General features: G+C 60.2%; 16 protein-coding genes and 1 tRNA gene. 6 read left to right on the top strand and 11 right to left on the bottom strand.

The window, feature by feature from the left end; genetic code table 11:
* The 4 genes from NW834_RS00680 to psb28 all read left to right on the top strand — a co-directional run.
* On the top strand, nt 1-615 hold a 615-nt coding region (locus NW834_RS00680), incomplete at its 5' end, for a DNA gyrase C-terminal beta-propeller domain-containing protein (RefSeq protein WP_414426194.1).
* Between the two features lie 186 nt (nt 616-801).
* Entirely contained in the window at nt 802-1,173 is a 372-nt protein-coding gene (locus NW834_RS00675; RefSeq protein WP_414330541.1) for a DUF760 domain-containing protein, read from the top strand.
* 38 nt (nt 1,174-1,211) lie between these two features.
* Complete coding sequence (locus NW834_RS00670) at nt 1,212-2,411, top strand: glycerate kinase (RefSeq protein ID WP_414426193.1); 1,200 nt, start codon at nt 1,212-1,214, stop codon at nt 2,409-2,411.
* 31 nt (nt 2,412-2,442) lie between these two features.
* Nucleotides 2,443-2,757: a photosystem II reaction center protein Psb28 gene (gene psb28, locus NW834_RS00665; RefSeq protein WP_011433213.1), complete on the top strand. Its 315-nt coding sequence runs from the start codon at nt 2,443-2,445 to the stop codon at nt 2,755-2,757.
* Between the two features lie 17 nt (nt 2,758-2,774).
* On the opposite strand, the gene gatA is transcribed toward psb28, so the two are convergent.
* The 8 genes from gatA to NW834_RS00625 all read right to left on the bottom strand — a co-directional run bounded on the left by gatA (nt 2,775) and on the right by NW834_RS00625 (nt 7,300).
* Complete coding sequence (gene gatA / locus NW834_RS00660; protein ID WP_414332150.1) at nt 2,775-4,307, bottom strand: Asp-tRNA(Asn)/Glu-tRNA(Gln) amidotransferase subunit GatA; 1,533 nt, start codon at nt 4,305-4,307, stop codon at nt 2,775-2,777.
* 166 nt (nt 4,308-4,473) lie between these two features.
* Entirely contained in the window at nt 4,474-4,770 is a 297-nt protein-coding gene (locus NW834_RS00655) for a hypothetical protein (protein ID WP_414342514.1), read from the bottom strand.
* Nucleotides 4,771-4,877: 107 nt separating this feature from the next.
* On the bottom strand, nt 4,878-5,216 hold the full coding sequence (locus tag NW834_RS00650) for a hypothetical protein (protein WP_414419493.1): 339 nt from the start codon (nt 5,214-5,216) through the stop codon (nt 4,878-4,880).
* Between the two features lie 76 nt (nt 5,217-5,292).
* Nucleotides 5,293-5,365, bottom strand: a tRNA-Ala gene (locus NW834_RS00645).
* Nucleotides 5,356-6,027, bottom strand: a complete 672-nt coding sequence (locus NW834_RS00640) for a Uma2 family endonuclease (protein WP_414419494.1) — start codon at nt 6,025-6,027, stop codon at nt 5,356-5,358. The genes NW834_RS00645 and NW834_RS00640 overlap by 10 nt, the downstream gene beginning before the upstream one ends.
* A 46-nt stretch (nt 6,028-6,073) precedes the next feature.
* Nucleotides 6,074-6,370, bottom strand: a complete 297-nt coding sequence (locus NW834_RS00635) for a hypothetical protein (protein WP_414426192.1) — start codon at nt 6,368-6,370, stop codon at nt 6,074-6,076.
* Between the two features lie 97 nt (nt 6,371-6,467).
* Nucleotides 6,468-6,827 carry a hypothetical protein gene (locus tag NW834_RS00630; protein ID WP_414426191.1) on the bottom strand — a complete coding sequence of 120 codons (360 nt, stop codon included), beginning with the start codon at nt 6,825-6,827 and terminating at the stop codon, nt 6,468-6,470.
* 173 nt (nt 6,828-7,000) lie between these two features.
* Complete coding sequence (locus NW834_RS00625; protein ID WP_011433206.1) at nt 7,001-7,300, bottom strand: ferredoxin; 300 nt, start codon at nt 7,298-7,300, stop codon at nt 7,001-7,003.
* Between the two features lie 450 nt (nt 7,301-7,750).
* On the opposite strand from NW834_RS00625, the gene NW834_RS00620 reads away from it, so the two are divergent.
* On the top strand, nt 7,751-9,163 hold the full coding sequence (locus NW834_RS00620) for a hypothetical protein (RefSeq protein ID WP_414426190.1): 1,413 nt from the start codon (nt 7,751-7,753) through the stop codon (nt 9,161-9,163).
* Nucleotides 9,164-9,276: 113 nt separating this feature from the next.
* Nucleotides 9,277-12,096 (top strand): tetratricopeptide repeat protein, encoded by a 2,820-nt coding sequence (locus tag NW834_RS00615; RefSeq protein ID WP_414426189.1) that lies wholly within the window; start codon nt 9,277-9,279, stop codon nt 12,094-12,096.
* On the opposite strand, the gene NW834_RS00610 is transcribed toward NW834_RS00615, so the two are convergent.
* The 3 genes from NW834_RS00610 to NW834_RS00600 are packed head-to-tail and all read right to left on the bottom strand — an operon-like array spanning nt 12,083 to nt 15,655.
* A complete protein-coding gene (locus tag NW834_RS00610) occupies nt 12,083-13,237 on the bottom strand; it encodes a hypothetical protein (RefSeq protein ID WP_414426188.1) in 1,155 nt (384 codons plus the stop codon). The two genes, NW834_RS00615 and NW834_RS00610, sit on opposite strands and share 14 nt — an antisense overlap.
* Nucleotides 13,238-13,258: 21 nt before the next feature.
* Nucleotides 13,259-14,125 (bottom strand): FkbM family methyltransferase, encoded by an 867-nt coding sequence (locus NW834_RS00605; RefSeq protein WP_414426187.1) that lies wholly within the window; start codon nt 14,123-14,125, stop codon nt 13,259-13,261.
* A 21-nt stretch (nt 14,126-14,146) separates the two neighbouring features.
* On the bottom strand, nt 14,147-15,655 hold the full coding sequence (locus NW834_RS00600) for an FkbM family methyltransferase (RefSeq protein WP_414426186.1): 1,509 nt from the start codon (nt 15,653-15,655) through the stop codon (nt 14,147-14,149).
* Nucleotides 15,656-15,705 lie beyond the last annotated feature (50 nt).

Here is a 15,705-nt window from a genome sequence, read left to right as displayed (position 1 = left end):
CGCTCCAACGGCCTGATTGCCATCTCTCTGGAAGAAAACGACGAACTGCGCTGGGTGCGCCGCGCCCGCTCCAGCGACGATGTGGTGATGGCAACCCGCCAAGGCATGTCCATTCGCTTCCGGGCGGATGACGAGCAACTGCGCCCTCTGGGACGGGCCACCCGGGGCGTGCGGGCCATGACCCTCAACTCCGGCGATGACATCGTCAGTATGGATATTATCTCTGCCGAGTCGGTGATGGCTGCCGAACAAGAGGGGGAGAGGCTGACCAACCCTTGGGTGCTGGTGATCACCAAAGAAGGGCGGGGCAAGCGCTCGGCCATCGACAATTTCCGCCAGCAAAACCGAGGTGGCAAGGGGGTGATCGCCACCAAGTTCCGCCAGGCGTCGGACGAGCTGGCGGCCCTGCGCATCGTCAATGCCGAAGACGAGATCCTGTTGGTAACCGCCAGGGGCATTGTCATGCGCCAGTTGGCCAAGGCCATTCCCACCCAGTCCCGCGAGGCGACCGGGGTGCTGGTGCAGCGCCTGGATCCGGAAGACAGCATTGTGGGAGTTACAGTGGTACCCGCTGCCTTGGTTGCCGAGGAGGAGACCTCAGAAGCCAGCGCTTGATCCCCGGCCGTTACTTAGGTACGGCATTTGCCGCCGCAGAAGGGTGGGATCCCGTACCGGAGAGGGTGAGGATGGGGTGTTACCTTTGGGATAGCCCAAATTCCGGGAACGGCAAAGGTCTGTGGGATCAGGCCGAGCGGCCCGGTTGGGATGGCATCTGCTGTGTTTGTGGAGCTTGGTTACTCCATGGCGAGCCCGTTGAACTTCATCCCTGGTTTTGAGGCATTGCAAACTCCGAGCCCCGACAACCGGCTCTGGCAATACTTGCAATCTCAGGATCCCAGCGTCTTTCAGGATATTGCCCGCAATTCTTCTCCGGAAGTGCTGGAGATCTTGGGCCACAACATCCGCAGCTTGGTGGGGAGCTTGCCCTCCGATCAATTCGGGGTTCAGATCATCACCAACCGCGAGAGCTTGGCCAAAATGCTCTCCGGCGCGATGATGGGCGGCTATTTCCTGCGGGTCATGGAGCAGCGCCTAGCCCTGGAGCAATCTTTGGGCAGTGCCTCCCAGCCTGCCAGCGCGGATCAGCCTTCGCCAGCAGAGGAGGAGGGCTAGGCTTGCAATCCACCTTTTAGCGCCGCCGAGGAGGTTCCATGCTGGATGCGGGTTTCCAGGCAAAGGGATCCCAGTTCAGCAGCCCACCGCGGCGGATTTTGGTTTGCCCGGATAGTTTTAAGGGATCCCTAACAGCCACGGCGGCGGCAGAGAGCATGGCCCGCGGGATCCAACAGGTGCTGCCGGAAGTCGAGGTGGAGCGGATCCCCTTGGCGGATGGGGGAGAGGGCACCCTAGAGGCACTGCTGCCGACGCTGGGGGGAGAGAAGAAGGGCCTATGGGTCACCGGCCCGTTGGGGGATCCCGTGTGGGCGGAGTACGGGGTGGCAGGAGAGCTGGCCCTGTTGGAGCTGGCCCAGGTGGCTGGCCTGACCTTGGTGCCACCGGAGCGGCGGGATCCCACCCGCACCACCACTTATGGCCTGGGAGAGCTGTTGCGGGCCGTCTGCCGAGAGCCTATTGCCGAGATCTGGATAGGTCTGGGGGGATCCGCCACCGTGGATGGAGGGGCGGGCATGGCGCAGGCCTTAGGCTATCGCCTGTTGGATGGAGCTGGGGATCCCATCGGCTGGGGTGGGGCGGAGCTGGCCCGGCTGGCGCGCATCGAGCCCCCCGAACAGCCTGTTTGGCAGGGGAAACGGGTCCGCGGCCTCTGCGATGTGCAAAACCCCCTCACTGGCCCGTTGGGAGCCGCCGCCGTCTTTGCCCCCCAGAAGGGCGCCACCCCTTCCCAGGTGCAGCAGTTGGAGCAGGCGCTGCAGCAGTGGGCTCAAGTGGTGGAGCGAGATTTGGGCCAGGCCGTGGCCGGGATCCCGGGGGCCGGAGCCGCAGGCGGCTTAGGAGCAGGTCTGGTGGCTTTTTTGGAGGCCACTCTGGAGTCCGGGATCCAGCTCTTGGCGCGGCAATTGGCCCTGCCGGAGCGCATCCGCCGCTGCCATCTGGTCGTCACCGGAGAGGGCTGCCTCGACGAACAAAGCACGATGGGAAAGGTGGTGGGGGCCGTGCTGGAGCAGGCTATCCAAGCCCAAAAACCCCTGCTCATCCTCTGTGGCCAGGTGACTCCGGCAGCGCGCGCTGGGTTGGCAGCCCAGCCTCTTCCCCTTCGGGTTGGCGCCCTGTGCGACCGGATCCCCGATGTGGCAGAAGCCCAACGGCAGGCCGGCCATCACCTGGAGCAGATGACGGCCCAGGAGCTGAGAGATTTTCTGGAGCAGGATGCGGGGATTGGCCGGTTATAATGGCTTAAATCATCGTGTTTCGTAGGACATCATGGCCAGTATCGAGTTCTCCCCCGGCATCCAAGAGGTGCCCACCCAGGTGCGAGTGCTGAAATCCAAGACCGGCAACCGGGGATCCGCGATTTTCCGCTTCGAGGATCTAAAATCCGATACGCAAAACATCCTCGGCATGCGGATGATCGATGAGGAAGGGGAGCTGACCACCCGCAACATCAGGGCCAAGTTCCTGAACGGGGAATTCAAAGCCCTGGAAGTGACCTACGACATGGAAACCGAGGCAGAGTGGGATCGCTTCCTGCGCTTTATGGAACGCTTTTCGGCGGCCAACCAGATGGGCATGGCCTAGTTGCCGCCCTTCCCGCCTCAGCTTTTGGATTTTTTGCTCCTTTTGCCGGATCTGCGCTTGGCTTGAGGTTGGCCGGGATCGGATCCCTGGCCTTCTTCAACTGAGGGCTGCCCCAGCGGCGGCCGTCGCTTGTGCCAGTCGGTGCTTTGCTCATAGGCATAGGCCACCCGCAGTACCTTGCTCTCCTGCAGGGCGTTGCCCACAATTTGCAGGCCAATGGGCAGCCCATCGGCAAACCCGCAGGGCAGGCTCAGCCCCGGCAAGCCCGCCAGGTTCACCGGGATCGTCATCAGGTCGCAGAGGTACATGCTGAGGGGATCCTCCCGCTCGCCGAGCTTGAACGCCGGGGTGGGGGTGGTGGGGCTGACCAGCACATCCACCTTCTCGAAAGCCTTGAGGAAGTCCTGCTTGATGAGGGTGCGCACCTTCTGAGCCTTGAGGTAGTAGGCGTCGTAGTACCCCGAGGAGAGGGCATAGGTGCCGATCATGATGCGCCGCTTGACTTCTGGCCCAAAGCCGTGGGCGCGGGTCTTGCCATACATGGCCAGCAGCGAGTCGGCAGGTTCCCGCAGGCCGTACTTTACCCCGTCATAGCGGGCCAAGTTGGCAGAGGCTTCCGAAGGGGCGATGATGTAATAGGTGGCTAGGCCGTAGCGAAAACTGGGGCAGTCGATCTCCAGGATCTCGGCCCCCAGTTCTTGCAGATGTTGAATGGCCGCTTGCACGGCAGCGCGGGTCTCCTCGCCGCATCCTTCCCCCAGCAAGTCGCGGATCACCCCGATTTTGAACCCCTTGATGTCCGGGATCAGAGCCTGGCTATAGTCCGGGATATCCACCTTCAGGCTGGTGGAGTCCATCGGGTCATGGCCGGCGATCCCCTGCAGCAGCAAGGCCACATCCTCCACCGTGCGCCCAAACGGCCCCACCTGATCCAAAGACGAAGCAAAGGCCACCAGCCCGTAGCGAGACACCAGCCCGTAGGTGGGCTTGAGGCCCACCACCCCACAAAAAGCTGCCGGTTGGCGGATGGATCCCCCCGTATCTGAGCCCAGGGCCACCACCGCTTGGTCGGCAGCCACCGCCGCCGCCGATCCCCCAGAGGATCCCCCTGGCACCCGCGTCAGATCCCAGGGATTGGCGGTGCGCTGAAAGGCGGAGTTTTCCGTGGAGCTGCCCATGGCAAACTCGTCTAGGTTGGTCTTGCCCACCGTCACCATGCCCGCAGCCGCCAGCCGCGCCGTCACTGTTGACTCGTAGGGGGGAATGAACCCCTCCAGCATCCGGGAGGCACAGGTGGTGCGGATCCCTTGGGTACAGAGGTTGTCTTTGACAGCTAACGGGATCCCGGCCAAAGGGCCAATCTCTTCCCCGGCCCGAATGCGGGCGTCCACCGCCTTGGCCTGTTGCAGAGCCAGTTCCTCGGTCACAGTAATAAAGCTCTTGAGCTGCGGCTCCAGTTGGGCCAGGCGCTCCAGGTATTCGCGGGCGATCTCCTCCGCCGAGCGCTCTTTGGTTACCAACTGCCTGTGGAGGGCACGGATGACAGACATAGGCAAACTCGTGGGGAAGGGCAAATGCCAGTGAGGCCAGACAAAGTTCCTCTAGATTAATCTAGGTGGGATCCCTTCCTACCCAAAATCCCGCCAATTTCCCCTCTCCCTGAGAGAGAGGGGCTGGGGGTGAGGGCGTCGGCAATGCAGAGCGCTTGGGCCCAAGTTACCGCCGTTCCAAAAAGTCGCGGCGCAGATCCCGAATCTCCTGCCGCATCTCCCGCATCTCTTGGGCCATCTCGTCAGTGCGCCGTTCCAAAGCTTCGGTGCGGCGCTCCACAGCTTCCGTGCGCCGTTCAATGGCTCGGGTGCGCTCGTCAAAGCGATCCAGCGCCTCCCGGAAAAACTGCGCCAGCATCGCCTGCCCTTCCCGCAGCTCTTGGATCAAAACCTGCTGGTTTTGCTGGGCAGCTTGCAACTCCTGGACGGCCCGAATCAGCCACTGCTCTTGCTCAGGTGTCATGGTTACCAAGGCGCTACAGAACAAGGAAATCCTACCACCCTAAATCTCCTCCTGGGAGAAGGATCCGGGGATGGTTACACTAGCAACGCAGAGCGCTTGGGCCCAAGCTAACGCCGTTCCAAAAAGTCGCGGCGTAGATCCCGAATCTCTTGCCGCATCTCCTGCATCTCTTGGGCCATCTCGTCGGTGCGCCGTTCCAGGGCTTCCGTGCGCCGTTCAATGGCTCGGGTGCGCTCGTCAAAGCGATCCAGTGCCTCGCGGAAAAACTGTGCCAGCATCGCCTGCCCTTCCCGCAGCTCTTGAATCAAAACCTGCTGGTTCTGCTGGACAAGGCGCAGCTCCCGCTGGGCAGCTTGCAGTTCTTGCTGGGCAGCTTGTAGCTCTTTTTGAGAGGCTTGCAGCTCTTGGATAGCGCGAATCAGCCACTGCTCTTGCTCAGGTGTCATGCTTACTGAAGCACTACGGAATAAGGAAATCCTACCACCCCTCTCCTGCTGGGAGAGGGGCCAGGGGTGAGGGCAATGGAGAGTAGGGAACTCGAATCCCTGACCTCTGCGGTGCGATCGCAGCGCTCTACCAACTGAGCTAACTCCCCGTAGCTTTACCAGAATAACCCGAATCCGCAGCCAAGATCTCCCCCGCCTGCAACTCCAGCTTGGGAAAGACCTTTGAGGATACCGGATCGGATCCCTTCAGCTCCAGCACATCGTACCAGCCTTCGTGGAGCAGCAGCAGGCTCACCTTCTCCTCCAAGGGATCCACAACCCAATACTCGCCGATCCCCAAAACGCAATACTCTGCTTGCTTGGCCCGGTAGTCTGCTGCCCGGCTCGACTCACTCACCACCTCCACCACCAGCAGCAGCGGCGGCTCCTCTAGGCGGATCAACGCCTCTCTGGATCCCATCTCCTGACACTGTTCCAAAGGCAGCACCACCACATCCGGGATCCGCACCGTATCCCACCGGTGGCTGCCCCGCGGCGACTGGATCCCTGGGCTCCCCTGTATCGCTGTCCAGGTCAACTGCTGCCGTGCAATCTCTGCCTCGAAAACTCGGCTGAGAAAGTTTTGAATCTGCACATGCCGCCCGGTTGGAAGAGCCATGGGCACCAACTCCCCTGCCACCAGCTCATAGCGGGTATCACTGCCATCCGAATAAGCAAGGTATTCCGCCAAACTCAGGCGATCTCTTGATGGTGCAGAAACGGATCCCCTCGTCCAAGCCACAGCCGCCTCCAGAAACTGCTCTGCCACCATCCTAGCTCCCCTCTCCCTGAGGGAGAGGGGCTGGGGGTGAGGGCCACTACCGCCGTTCCAAAAAATCGCGGCGCAGATCCCGAATCTCCTGCCGGATCTCCCGCATCTCTTCCGCCATCTGGTCGGTGCGCCGTTCCAGTGCTTCTGTGCGCCGTTCAATAGCCCGGGTGCGCTCATCAAACCGATCCATTGACTCGCGAAAAAACTGGGCCAGCATCGCCTGCCCTTCCCGCAGCTCTTGAATCAAAACCTGCTGGTTTTGTTGGACAAGACGCAGCTCCTGCTGGGCAGCTTGCAACTCTTGGATGGCGCGAATCAGCCACTGCTCTTGCTCAGGGGTCATGGTCGGCGAGGGTTACAGAAGAATAAAAAAATCCTATCACCCTGCATTTCTCCCTGGGAAAGGGGCTGTGAGCGCTTGGGCCAGGGTTGGATGGAAGCTAACGCCGTTCCAAAAAATCGCGGCGCAGATCCCGAATCTCCTGCCGGATCTCCCGCATCTCTCGGGCCATCTCGTCAGTGCGCCGTTCCAAAGCTTCGGTGCGGCGCTCCACAGCTTCGGTGCGCCGTTCAATGGCTCGGGTGCGCTCGTCAAAGCGATCCAGCGCCTCCCGAAAAAACTGGGCCAGCATCGCCTGTCCTTCCCGCAGCTCTTGAATCAAAACCTGCTGGTTTTGTTGGACAAGGCGCAGCTCCTGCTGAGCGGCCTGCAATTCTCTTTGGGAGGCTTGCAATTCTCTCTGGGAGGCTTGTAGCTCCTGGATGGCTTGAATCAGCCACTGCTCTTGCTCAGGGGTCATGGTTGCTGAAGCACTACAGAATAAGGAAATCCTACCACTGCCAATTCTCCTCTCCCTCTGGGTGAGGGCCTCAGCAGCGCGGAGCGCTCGAACACCCCCTTGGGCCACCCAAAACAAAAACCCCTCTCTCTTTGGAAGAGGGGCTGGGGTTGAGGACGGAAATTCAAGCTCGATCAGTAAAGGGCTTCTTCTTGGTGGGTGATGATGGTGCAGTCGGAAGTAGGGTAAGCCACACAGGTCAGCACATAGCCCTGCTCGATCTGATCATCATCCAGGAAGGACTGATCGCTTTGATCCACCGTGCCGCTCACCAGCTTGCCAGCACAGGTCGAACAGGCACCGGCGCGGCAGGAATAGGGCAGCTCGATCCCTTGCTCTTCCGCCACGTCCAAAATGTATTCGTCATCCGGCACATCGATGGTGACGTTTAAGCCTTGCTCCTCGTTGATCAGAGTGACCTTGTAGGTAGCCATCCTGGTTGGGTCTCCAGAAAAAACATCCACTCCTCATCCTGCCACCCTTCTGCCCCGGATCAAGCATCCTTTTGTGAGGAAATAGGCAAATCTTCCGGTTTTTTCCAGGTGGATCCGCAAAAGCCATGCCGGGCAAAGGTTTTGGCCTCCGCAATCCCCAACTGCCTTGCTCCGAGAGGCTGCCAACCGGCCACTCCTCAAGAACCTCATCCGGCGTCTGTGATCTGCGTCACTCCCGATCTCATCCAGAAAAAACTGGCAGCACTTGCCAAAGCGAGCTGATTGACTTGTATGATAAGCAGAGTAAACGGACGAGCCGCTTATCCAAGCGCGTGTGCGTCTTTCCTCGATTGGCTCTTTCCTACGGCCTGGCTTGCCCTGGGCGAGTTGATCGGGTAAGTTAAGGGAAGTGTTCAGCCGAACCCCACTTTTTTGGTTAAGAGGAGAAACATGAACGGAACAATGCACAAGTGGCTGCTCAAGTCACTCGGGTCTCTGTCTCTGGCTTCCACAGTGGTGCTGCTGCCCCTGCTGCTCACCGGTTGCGGCGAAAGCAGCACTGGCACTGTTACACCCGTACCGCCGCCGCCCCCACCACCCCCACCAGCTCCCCCGGCTCCGCCGCCACCACCTCCCACTCCGGCTCCTGCTCCCACTCCCACCACGGCTCCGCCCATCAGCGCTCTGCCCACCCAACTGGCCGCTCTCACTCCGGGGGGACAAGTCTTCTCCAACCCCACTGTCATTCCCGTTGGCTTTGGCATCCGCCGCTCCGGCGCAGGCGAGAACCTGCCGGTGGGCACCTACTCTGACTTCCGGGCGGTGCTTTCCTTCCCCATTCCCGACGCCATTCCCCGCAACGCCATCGTGCAGGGGGCGCAGTTGACGCTGGTGCAGTTGCCCTCCAGCGACTCGGCCACCATTCCTGGTTTTGGCGACAGGGGGCGGGGCTTCTTCTTCCTGGATGCCACTCCCCACAACGTGGCAGCCAACAGCGTGGTGTTCCAAGAAGTGCGGCTGGGCGCGGTTGACAACGTGGTGTCCAGCGACTTCTTTGCGCCGGCGACTTCTGGCTTTGTGGCTTTGAGCTTCACCGGCAACGTGCTGGGGGGCGATGCGTCGGCGGGGCCGCGCACGGCGGATGTGGGGCCTGGGGTGCAGCGGGCGGTGTCGGCGCCAGGCCCGCGCTTCTACCAGGTGCGGCTGCAGTGTGCCAAGGAGGTGTGGAACAACCAGGCTACCTCTGTGTTCCCGTCGCTTTCCACCTCTGTCTCCAGCTCGGCCGGTGGCACGGCCAGTGGCGCTCCTGCCTTCCAGGCGGTGCCTCCCATTCTAGTTGGGGTTACAGGGAATGCAGCTACTACTAACGCTTCTACCGCAACCTACCAAGTTAATCCGAACAACTCTGCTACGGTCACGGCTACCCTTTTGGCCACCAACCCGATAACGGTGAGCTTCAGTGCGGCGGGCAGCACCTTCTCGGCCTTCTTGCCCACCAGCAGCACGACCATTAGCCAAAATTTCCCGCAAGTTTCCCTGCTTGGTAGCACAGGAAGCTTTACCTTTACGGGCCCACCGGCCACAACAACCACCATTACCGCCTCAACAACCTTCCTAACCACCCAAGCCCTGGTCATTCCCAGCCAGACCTTCTCCTACACGGCCAGCTTCTCGACCAGCTTCAGCACCAGCACCAGCGTGGCGGGGACGCCAGCTAATGCGGCTGGTTTCGAGATTAGCCAGGGGGCTACGGGCACCTGCCGGGCCGAGTTCGACAAAGAGCCGGCCACGGGTACGGGTGCTGGCCCTATCACCACCGCTCGCGGGCCGCGGCTGGACATTACTTTCACTGTCCCGCGCTAGTCGGCAGGCTGTTTAACCCCTCGGCGGGCCTGTGCAGGCGGGCCCGCTTTTTTCTCACGCAACCCAGATTAGGTATAGAATCAGGAGTCGTGAAACCCAGGGATCCAGGCCAAGTGACACCCGATGCGCTGATAGCTACTTTGGAAGCGGCAACCCGCCACCACCAGGCAGGGGAGCTGCAGCAGGCGGAGGCGGCCTACCGGCAGGTGCTGGCTCTCCAGCCCGACCAACCGGAGGCTCTGCATTTTCTGGGCATCCTCTGCTACCAGACGGGCCGCCTTGAGGAAGCCGCGGCCCACATGGCCAAGGCCACGCAGCTGCGGCCAGAGCAGGCAGCCTTTCACAGCAACTTGGGGGCGGTGTACCAGGCCCTGGGCAAGCGGGAAGCAGCCATCGAATGCTACAGCCAAGCGGTGGCGCTGCAGCCCGATCACCTGCAGGCCCTCTCCAACCTGGGCCTCTGCCACTTTCAACTGGGCCAGTATGACCAGGCTGAGCTGTATTACCGGCGGGCGCTGGCCCTGCAGCCCCAGGATGCCCAGATCCTGACGGAGCTGGCCCAGATCTACCGACAGAAGGGGTGGCCGGCAACGGCCATCGACCATCTAGAGCAGGCGCTGGCGCTAGAGTTTACCCCAGAGCGAGCGCAAGAACTGGCCGAGCTCTGCCGCGAGGTGGGGCAGTTGGAGCGCTCCGCTGAGCTCTATCGGCAGCTTCTGGAGCAGGATCCGCAACAAGCGGCCTTGTACAACGGCCTGGGCTTGACCTTGGCAGAGCAAGGGAACTGGGAGGAAGCTATTGCCGCTTTCCGTCAGGCGCTGGAGCTGGATGGGCACTTGGTGGAAGCTCACATCAACCTGGGCACCGCCCTGCTGGAGCAGGGACAGCCGGAGGCGGCCATTGAAGCCTATCGGGCGGCTTTGGCGCTGCAGCCGGATCGCCCGCGGGTTTACTTCAACCTGGCCACAGCCTATCGCAAGCTGAAGCAGCCGCAGCGGGCGCTGGACTACTACCATGTGGCCCTTGGCCTGCAGCCTGAATATGCCGAAGCCTACCGAGGCTTGGCGGGTTTTTTGTCGGATCGGGGGTTTCGCAAGGTGTTCCCTTGCGGCATGGCCGATAGCATGGCCCACCTCAGCCGCGCTCTGGGTGTGCGGCCCAACCTGGCCGAGGCCTACTTCGAGGCCGGGTGTCTGCTGCTGGATCAGCTGCGATTCAAGGAAGCCATCCCCCTACTGGAGGCGGCCCTGGAGCACAAGCCCGATTTTGCCCTGGCCTACAACAACCTGGGCCTGGCCTATCGGCACTTGAACGAGCCGGAAAAAGAAGAGATTCAATACCGGCAGGCGCTGGTGCACGACCCGGAGTTGGGGGAGGCCTACTGCAACTTGGGGCTGTTGTTGCAAAGTCAGCATCGCAATGAGGAAGCCCTGCCGGTTTTGCAGGAAGCGGCCCGCCTCAAGCCGGACTTCCTGGATGTTCACCGGGCCCTGGGATCCGTTTACAAAGAGTTGAACCGCCTAACCGAGGCACTGGAATCTTTTCAGCGCGCCCTGGAGATCAACCCCGAGGATCCTTCCACCTATGCAGGGTTGGCGGGCACCTTCCTCCAGCAATGCCGCCACGAGGAGGCCATCAAAGCCTATCGCAAGTCGGCCAAGCTGGCTCCGGGGGTGATCGCTTTCCACGGCAACATCCTCATGGGCCTGCACTACGCCCCCGATTTCGATCCCGAAGAGACCCTGCGGGAGCACAAGAAGTGGGGGGATGCCACCCAAGCCTCGGTGGCCCATCTGCGGCGGCCCTACCACCGGGATCGGGATCTGAAGCGGCCTCTGCGCATCGGCTACATCTCCGGAGACTTTAAGCTGCACTCCGTGAGCATGTTTTTTGAGCATGTCTATAACCACCACGACCACGAGCGCTTCCAGATCTACTGCTATTCCAACGGGCCGTATTCGGACATCGTGACGGAGCGGATGAAGGAAAAGGCCGATGCCTGGCGAGACATCCACAAGATCCGCTCCGATGTGGAGGTGGCCGACCTCATCCACGAGGACAAGATCGACATTCTGGTGGATCTGGCCGGCCACACAGCCTACAACCGCTTGGGAGTGCTGGCCCTCAAACCTGCCCCCCTCCAGGCCACCTATCTGGGCTACCCCAACACCACCGGCCTGACCTTGGTGGACTACCGCATCACCGATGCCTATGCCGACCCGCCGGGCTTGACGGAGAAGTACCACACAGAAAAGTTGATGCGCCTGCCCAAAAGCTTTCTCTGCTACAACCCTGTGGATATCTTTCCGCCGGTTTCCGAGCTACCGGCTCTGTCTGCCGGCTACATCACCTTTGGCTGCTGCAACAACCCCACCAAAATTACCCCCAACGTGGTGGCAGTGTGGGCGGAGATCCTCAAGCGGCTGCCCAATGCCCGCATCCTGCTCAAAAACATGCGCTACACCGACAGCAGCGTCTGCGAGATCTTCTGGGGGCACTTCGAGCGGCACGGGGTGGAGCGGCAGCGGGTGCACCTGGTGGGAGATCGCCGCAGCATTCCAGAGCATCTCCAGATCTACAGTGAGATTGATATCGGCCTGGATCCTTTCCCCTACAACGGCACCACCACCACCTGCGAAACCCTCTGGGGCGGCGCGCCAGTGGTGGTCTTGGCGGGCAACGCTCATGTCTGCCGGGTGGGGGTCTCCATCCTCACCAACGTGGGGCTGCCGGAGCTGGTGGCCCAAACGCCGGAAGAATACGTGGAAATTGCCGTGAACTTGGCCAGTGATCTGGAGCGGCTGCGGCATCTGCGCCACAGCCTGCGAGGCATGATGGAGAAATCGCCCCTGAGGGATCCGCAAAGCCATGCTCGCGCTTTGGAGCGGGCCTATTGGCAGATGTGGAAAAACTTGGTGGTCAGCGGTCAGTAGGTTCCTCGGATTCCGAAGGAGCCACCTGCTCGAAAATGTCCCACAGCTTGGCGGCCACTGTTGCCCAGCTCAGCTCCTTGGCCTGTTCCAACCCCTTGGCAATGAGGGGAGAGCGTACCGGGTAGCTTTGAATGCGCTGCAAGGCGTCAACCAGCTCTTGAAGAGAGCCTTGGCAGAGCAGGGCTGTCGGGTTTTGCAAGGGATCCTTATCTTTTTTCTCTCCAGAGGCAGTTGCCGACTCCGAGCCGGAGGCATTTGGCTGCTCATCCCGGTAATGCACCACAGGACAGCCGCAGGCCATCGCCTCAAGGGGGCTGCTGGGCCGAAAGGTGGAGTGGAAAACCAGCGCCAGAGCCGAGGAATAGGCGCAGGCCAGCTCGGGATTGTTCAGGCTGAGGTAGCGAAGGCCTTCTCGTTGGGGCAGTTGCGCTTTGACGGGATCCACCTCCAGAGGACTGGGAAAGGCAAAGACCAGCTCGGTGCGGGAGAGCTTTTGACCTTGGAGGATCTCCCAAGCTTGGCTGACAGCCTGGATGCCACGGTAATCAGCCAGCTGTTCGGGCAAGACGGCCAAGAAAAAAGGGCGAGTCAACTGAAACTTGCGGCGAAACTCGGCCATGGCATCGGGAGCAGCCGGCTTGGCCCAGCCCTCGATGGCCGGATAGACCAGCGACATCTGCTCAGGTGGGATCCCGGGGTAGTGGGTTCGGAAGCCAGCAAACACTTCATCGGAGAAGAAAACGTAGTGGGCAGCAGCCAAGATGGCATTTTTCTTCTCGATGTATTCCGAGTGAAATTGGCTGCCGGCCTCTGCTTCTAGGTCGTAGATGAAGGCGATGGAAGGGGTGGAAATGGGGGTGGTGTAGCCGGTGGAGAGAAACAGCCTGGCCTTGAGCTGGTCGCAGGCGCTCTGCAGGCCGGTGCGATCCTCATCTGCCTCTGCAAAAGCAAAGCGGGGGATCTCGGAAAAAAAAGTTCCCGGTGGCAACCAAGTTTGCCCGCGGGTGAGCACCACAAACTTCGTTGCCTTCTTGGCCTTGACCCACTCTTCAATGAGGCTCAGCCACAGGTAGGACTGATCCAAAAGTGGAGAGCGAGAAAACCCTTCCGACTGCCAGATAACTCCGTCGATGACGATCATCCCCCACCTCGTCTGAGCAATTTAAGAGACATTGAGAGCGGCAAACATCCTGGCCAGGTAGAAGTCTTTGTAGCGGGTTTGGGCAATTTGGTCATGGACGCCCAGGATGAAAGCTACCAGATCGTAGGACAGGTAAACCTCATGCAAAACTACCGCCATTGCCAGCCGCTGGCGCGAGGAAAGCCGACCCAAGTGCATAAAGTTTTTGACGTAAACATAGTCGCACCACAACACTTGGGTGTAAGGGCGATAGGTTCTGGAGGAGAAAGGCTTGAGGCAGGCGCCAATGTTGCTGGCCATGCCATGCAGAAGAAAGCCCTCTTCTCTAAGGGCAATATCCACATCGCTAAAAAGAGGCTGGTTTTTGTAGAGGGGTATGTACTCGACTTCTGTTTGGATGACAGTAACACTCTGTAGAGTTTTTCTAGCGCCCCGGATGACATCCAGCTCGGCTCCCTGAACATCCATCTTGAGAAAGTCCACTTCGCCCAGTTCTGGAATGTCATCCAGGCGGGTAGTCTGGACTTCCTCGACCCGAGTTACCCGACAAACTTCCGCCAAGTTCTCAAAATGCTGGGCCAGCTCCTGATCGGGCTCATAAAGAGAGGAGGTGTAGCCAGTGTTGGTGAAATAGAACTTGCGGCGGGATCCATCCCCAATGAAATAGGGAAAGTATTGCCGCTTCACTTTGTCGGCGCGAGGAGCCTCGGCTAGGGCTCTGGCGTTGAGCTTTTCGCATTCTTCTTTTTGGGGCTCAAATCCTATCACTTGGGCATGCCCTTCCTGAACCAGCTTGTCGATATCGCCGACGAGAAACATCGCCCCCACTTCTGCAATTCGGATAAAAGGCATGTCTTTGTCGAGGATCTCGCTAATCGGGAAAGGCATTGTTCTACTCCACAGAAACGGCTAGATCAGACCGGCTTTGCTCGCCAGAGAAAAGCGATTCGGATGCACGGCAACCAAGTTTAGCGCAGTTGGCAGTTGCACAGAAGCCTGAACGGTACTGAGATCTTGGATCATCGGGTTGTAAACATAAATGAGATAGCCTAATTCGGCGAGAAGCTTCGCCGACTCCAAACCTGAAAACTGGCCGACATTTTGGTTTTCAAACAGGATCAGCGGGGTACAGGTCTCGATCAGCTTTCTCCCCCCCTTCAGAACAGGAACCTCTGCCCCTTCCGCGTCAATTTTGAGCAGATCGATGGTGGGCTTGCTCTCTGAGATCCACAACTCGTCCAAGGTGATTTGCTGCACCGGCTTGGTTTCTTCTACAACCGACATGGGATCCGTGACGATGCGGTTGAAAACGCTGGCCCCTTCGCAGACCAGGTAAACCTCGCGGGACTCTTCGCCTACCGCAGCTTCCACAACTTGCACGGATTGGTCGAGCTTGTTTTGAGCGACCGTTGCCCGCAAGCACTGCAAACACCCCGGCGTGGGCTCGATGGCATAGACTTTTCCAGACTCGCCCACACAGCGGGCAAATAGAAAAGTATAAACGCCAACGTTGGCCCCCACGTCAATGGCGTTCATGCCCGGCTTGAGGATTTGCCGACACAGCTCGATTTCACTCTCAAACCAGCGATCTTGAGCCAGGAGGACGAAGGTCACAATGCTTTTAAGATCTGGCTCTAGCCTTAGCTTGTACCCCTCATACTGAGTCCAAATTTCCATACTGGCCACCGCCTCCGAGGCTGGATCTCCGTTAGGAGGCGTTTCTAACTCTTGCTCTGCTGAATCCGACTCCGCCTTGGAGGGATCCTGCCGCGGAATGTAGCGATCTAGAGCCAGTTGCAGCACTTGCAGGGCCCTGTCCTTCTGCCCAGGGAAATGGTCGGCTATTTTCTGCAGCAAGAAAGCCCCTTCCGGCTGCGCTTGGGCCGCCGCATTCATGGCAACCACCATCTGGGCCTCTAAGTCCTCTGGGTCGATGGCCGCAGCCAACCGCCAATAGGGCAATGACTCCGGTCGATAGATAACCCCGCTGTGGTGGGCCAGCCAACGGGCCAGAGTGTGAAGATAGCGTTCGCGAGGGCCGAGGCGGGAGGTAGCCTTGGAAGAGCGGCGGGCCTTTTTGCTAGCAGAAGCCAGACGAGGGGGATCCCAAGCGAGCTTGGGCTGGGATCCGGTTAGGCCCAAGCTGGGATCTTCTAGGTAACGCTGGGTCAAAAGCCGGGAGAGCAGCTCTTTTCCCTCTTGGAGGGCCGTGTAGCCGCTTCCCAAGGCCAAAAGGGCATGGAGGCGATTGAACTGGGAGGGGAGATGGTTGGGATCGAGATCCAAACCCTGCCGCCAGGCCGCCAGAGCCATGGCCCAAGCCGCACGTCGCTCCCGCGAGGTTTTGGCTTGCTGGGCCTTCAAGCAGTGAGAGATGCCCAGCTCGTTACATTCATCGGCAGTGGTGGGGATCCCCATGGCTTCGCTAACTAAGCTGCTGAATTATCCTACCACCTTGCCGGAGCTGC

Origin of the sequence: Synechococcus sp. R60.1, assembly GCF_047461835.1 — a bacterium.
Classification (GTDB): Bacteria; Cyanobacteriota; Cyanobacteriia; order Thermostichales; family Thermostichaceae; genus Thermostichus.
The sequence above is the reverse complement of the archived record's forward strand: the minus strand, read 5'-3'. Positions and strand labels throughout refer to the sequence as shown.

What these genes read in the sequence shown, in the direction of transcription:
- NW834_RS00675 (WP_414330541.1), top strand. Translation starts at nt 802, where the DNA reads ATGGCGAGCCCGTTGAACTTCATCCCTGGTTTTGAGGCATTGCAAACT.
- NW834_RS00670 (WP_414426193.1), top strand. Translation starts at nt 1,212, where the DNA reads ATGCTGGATGCGGGTTTCCAGGCAAAGGGATCCCAGTTCAGCAGCCCA.
- psb28 (WP_011433213.1), top strand. Translation starts at nt 2,443, where the DNA reads ATGGCCAGTATCGAGTTCTCCCCCGGCATCCAAGAGGTGCCCACCCAG.
- gatA (WP_414332150.1), bottom strand. Translation starts at nt 4,307, where the DNA reads ATGTCTGTCATCCGTGCCCTCCACAGGCAGTTGGTAACCAAAGAGCGC.
- NW834_RS00655 (WP_414342514.1), bottom strand. Translation starts at nt 4,770, where the DNA reads ATGACACCTGAGCAAGAGCAGTGGCTGATTCGGGCCGTCCAGGAGTTG.
- NW834_RS00650 (WP_414419493.1), bottom strand. Translation starts at nt 5,216, where the DNA reads ATGACACCTGAGCAAGAGCAGTGGCTGATTCGCGCTATCCAAGAGCTG.
- NW834_RS00640 (WP_414419494.1), bottom strand. Translation starts at nt 6,027, where the DNA reads ATGGTGGCAGAGCAGTTTCTGGAGGCGGCTGTGGCTTGGACGAGGGGA.
- NW834_RS00635 (WP_414426192.1), bottom strand. Translation starts at nt 6,370, where the DNA reads ATGACCCCTGAGCAAGAGCAGTGGCTGATTCGCGCCATCCAAGAGTTG.
- NW834_RS00630 (WP_414426191.1), bottom strand. Translation starts at nt 6,827, where the DNA reads ATGACCCCTGAGCAAGAGCAGTGGCTGATTCAAGCCATCCAGGAGCTA.
- NW834_RS00625 (WP_011433206.1), bottom strand. Translation starts at nt 7,300, where the DNA reads ATGGCTACCTACAAGGTCACTCTGATCAACGAGGAGCAAGGCTTAAAC.
- NW834_RS00620 (WP_414426190.1), top strand. Translation starts at nt 7,751, where the DNA reads ATGAACGGAACAATGCACAAGTGGCTGCTCAAGTCACTCGGGTCTCTG.
- NW834_RS00610 (WP_414426188.1), bottom strand. Translation starts at nt 13,237, where the DNA reads ATGATCGTCATCGACGGAGTTATCTGGCAGTCGGAAGGGTTTTCTCGC.
- NW834_RS00605 (WP_414426187.1), bottom strand. Translation starts at nt 14,125, where the DNA reads ATGCCTTTCCCGATTAGCGAGATCCTCGACAAAGACATGCCTTTTATC.
- NW834_RS00600 (WP_414426186.1), bottom strand. Translation starts at nt 15,655, where the DNA reads ATGGGGATCCCCACCACTGCCGATGAATGTAACGAGCTGGGCATCTCT.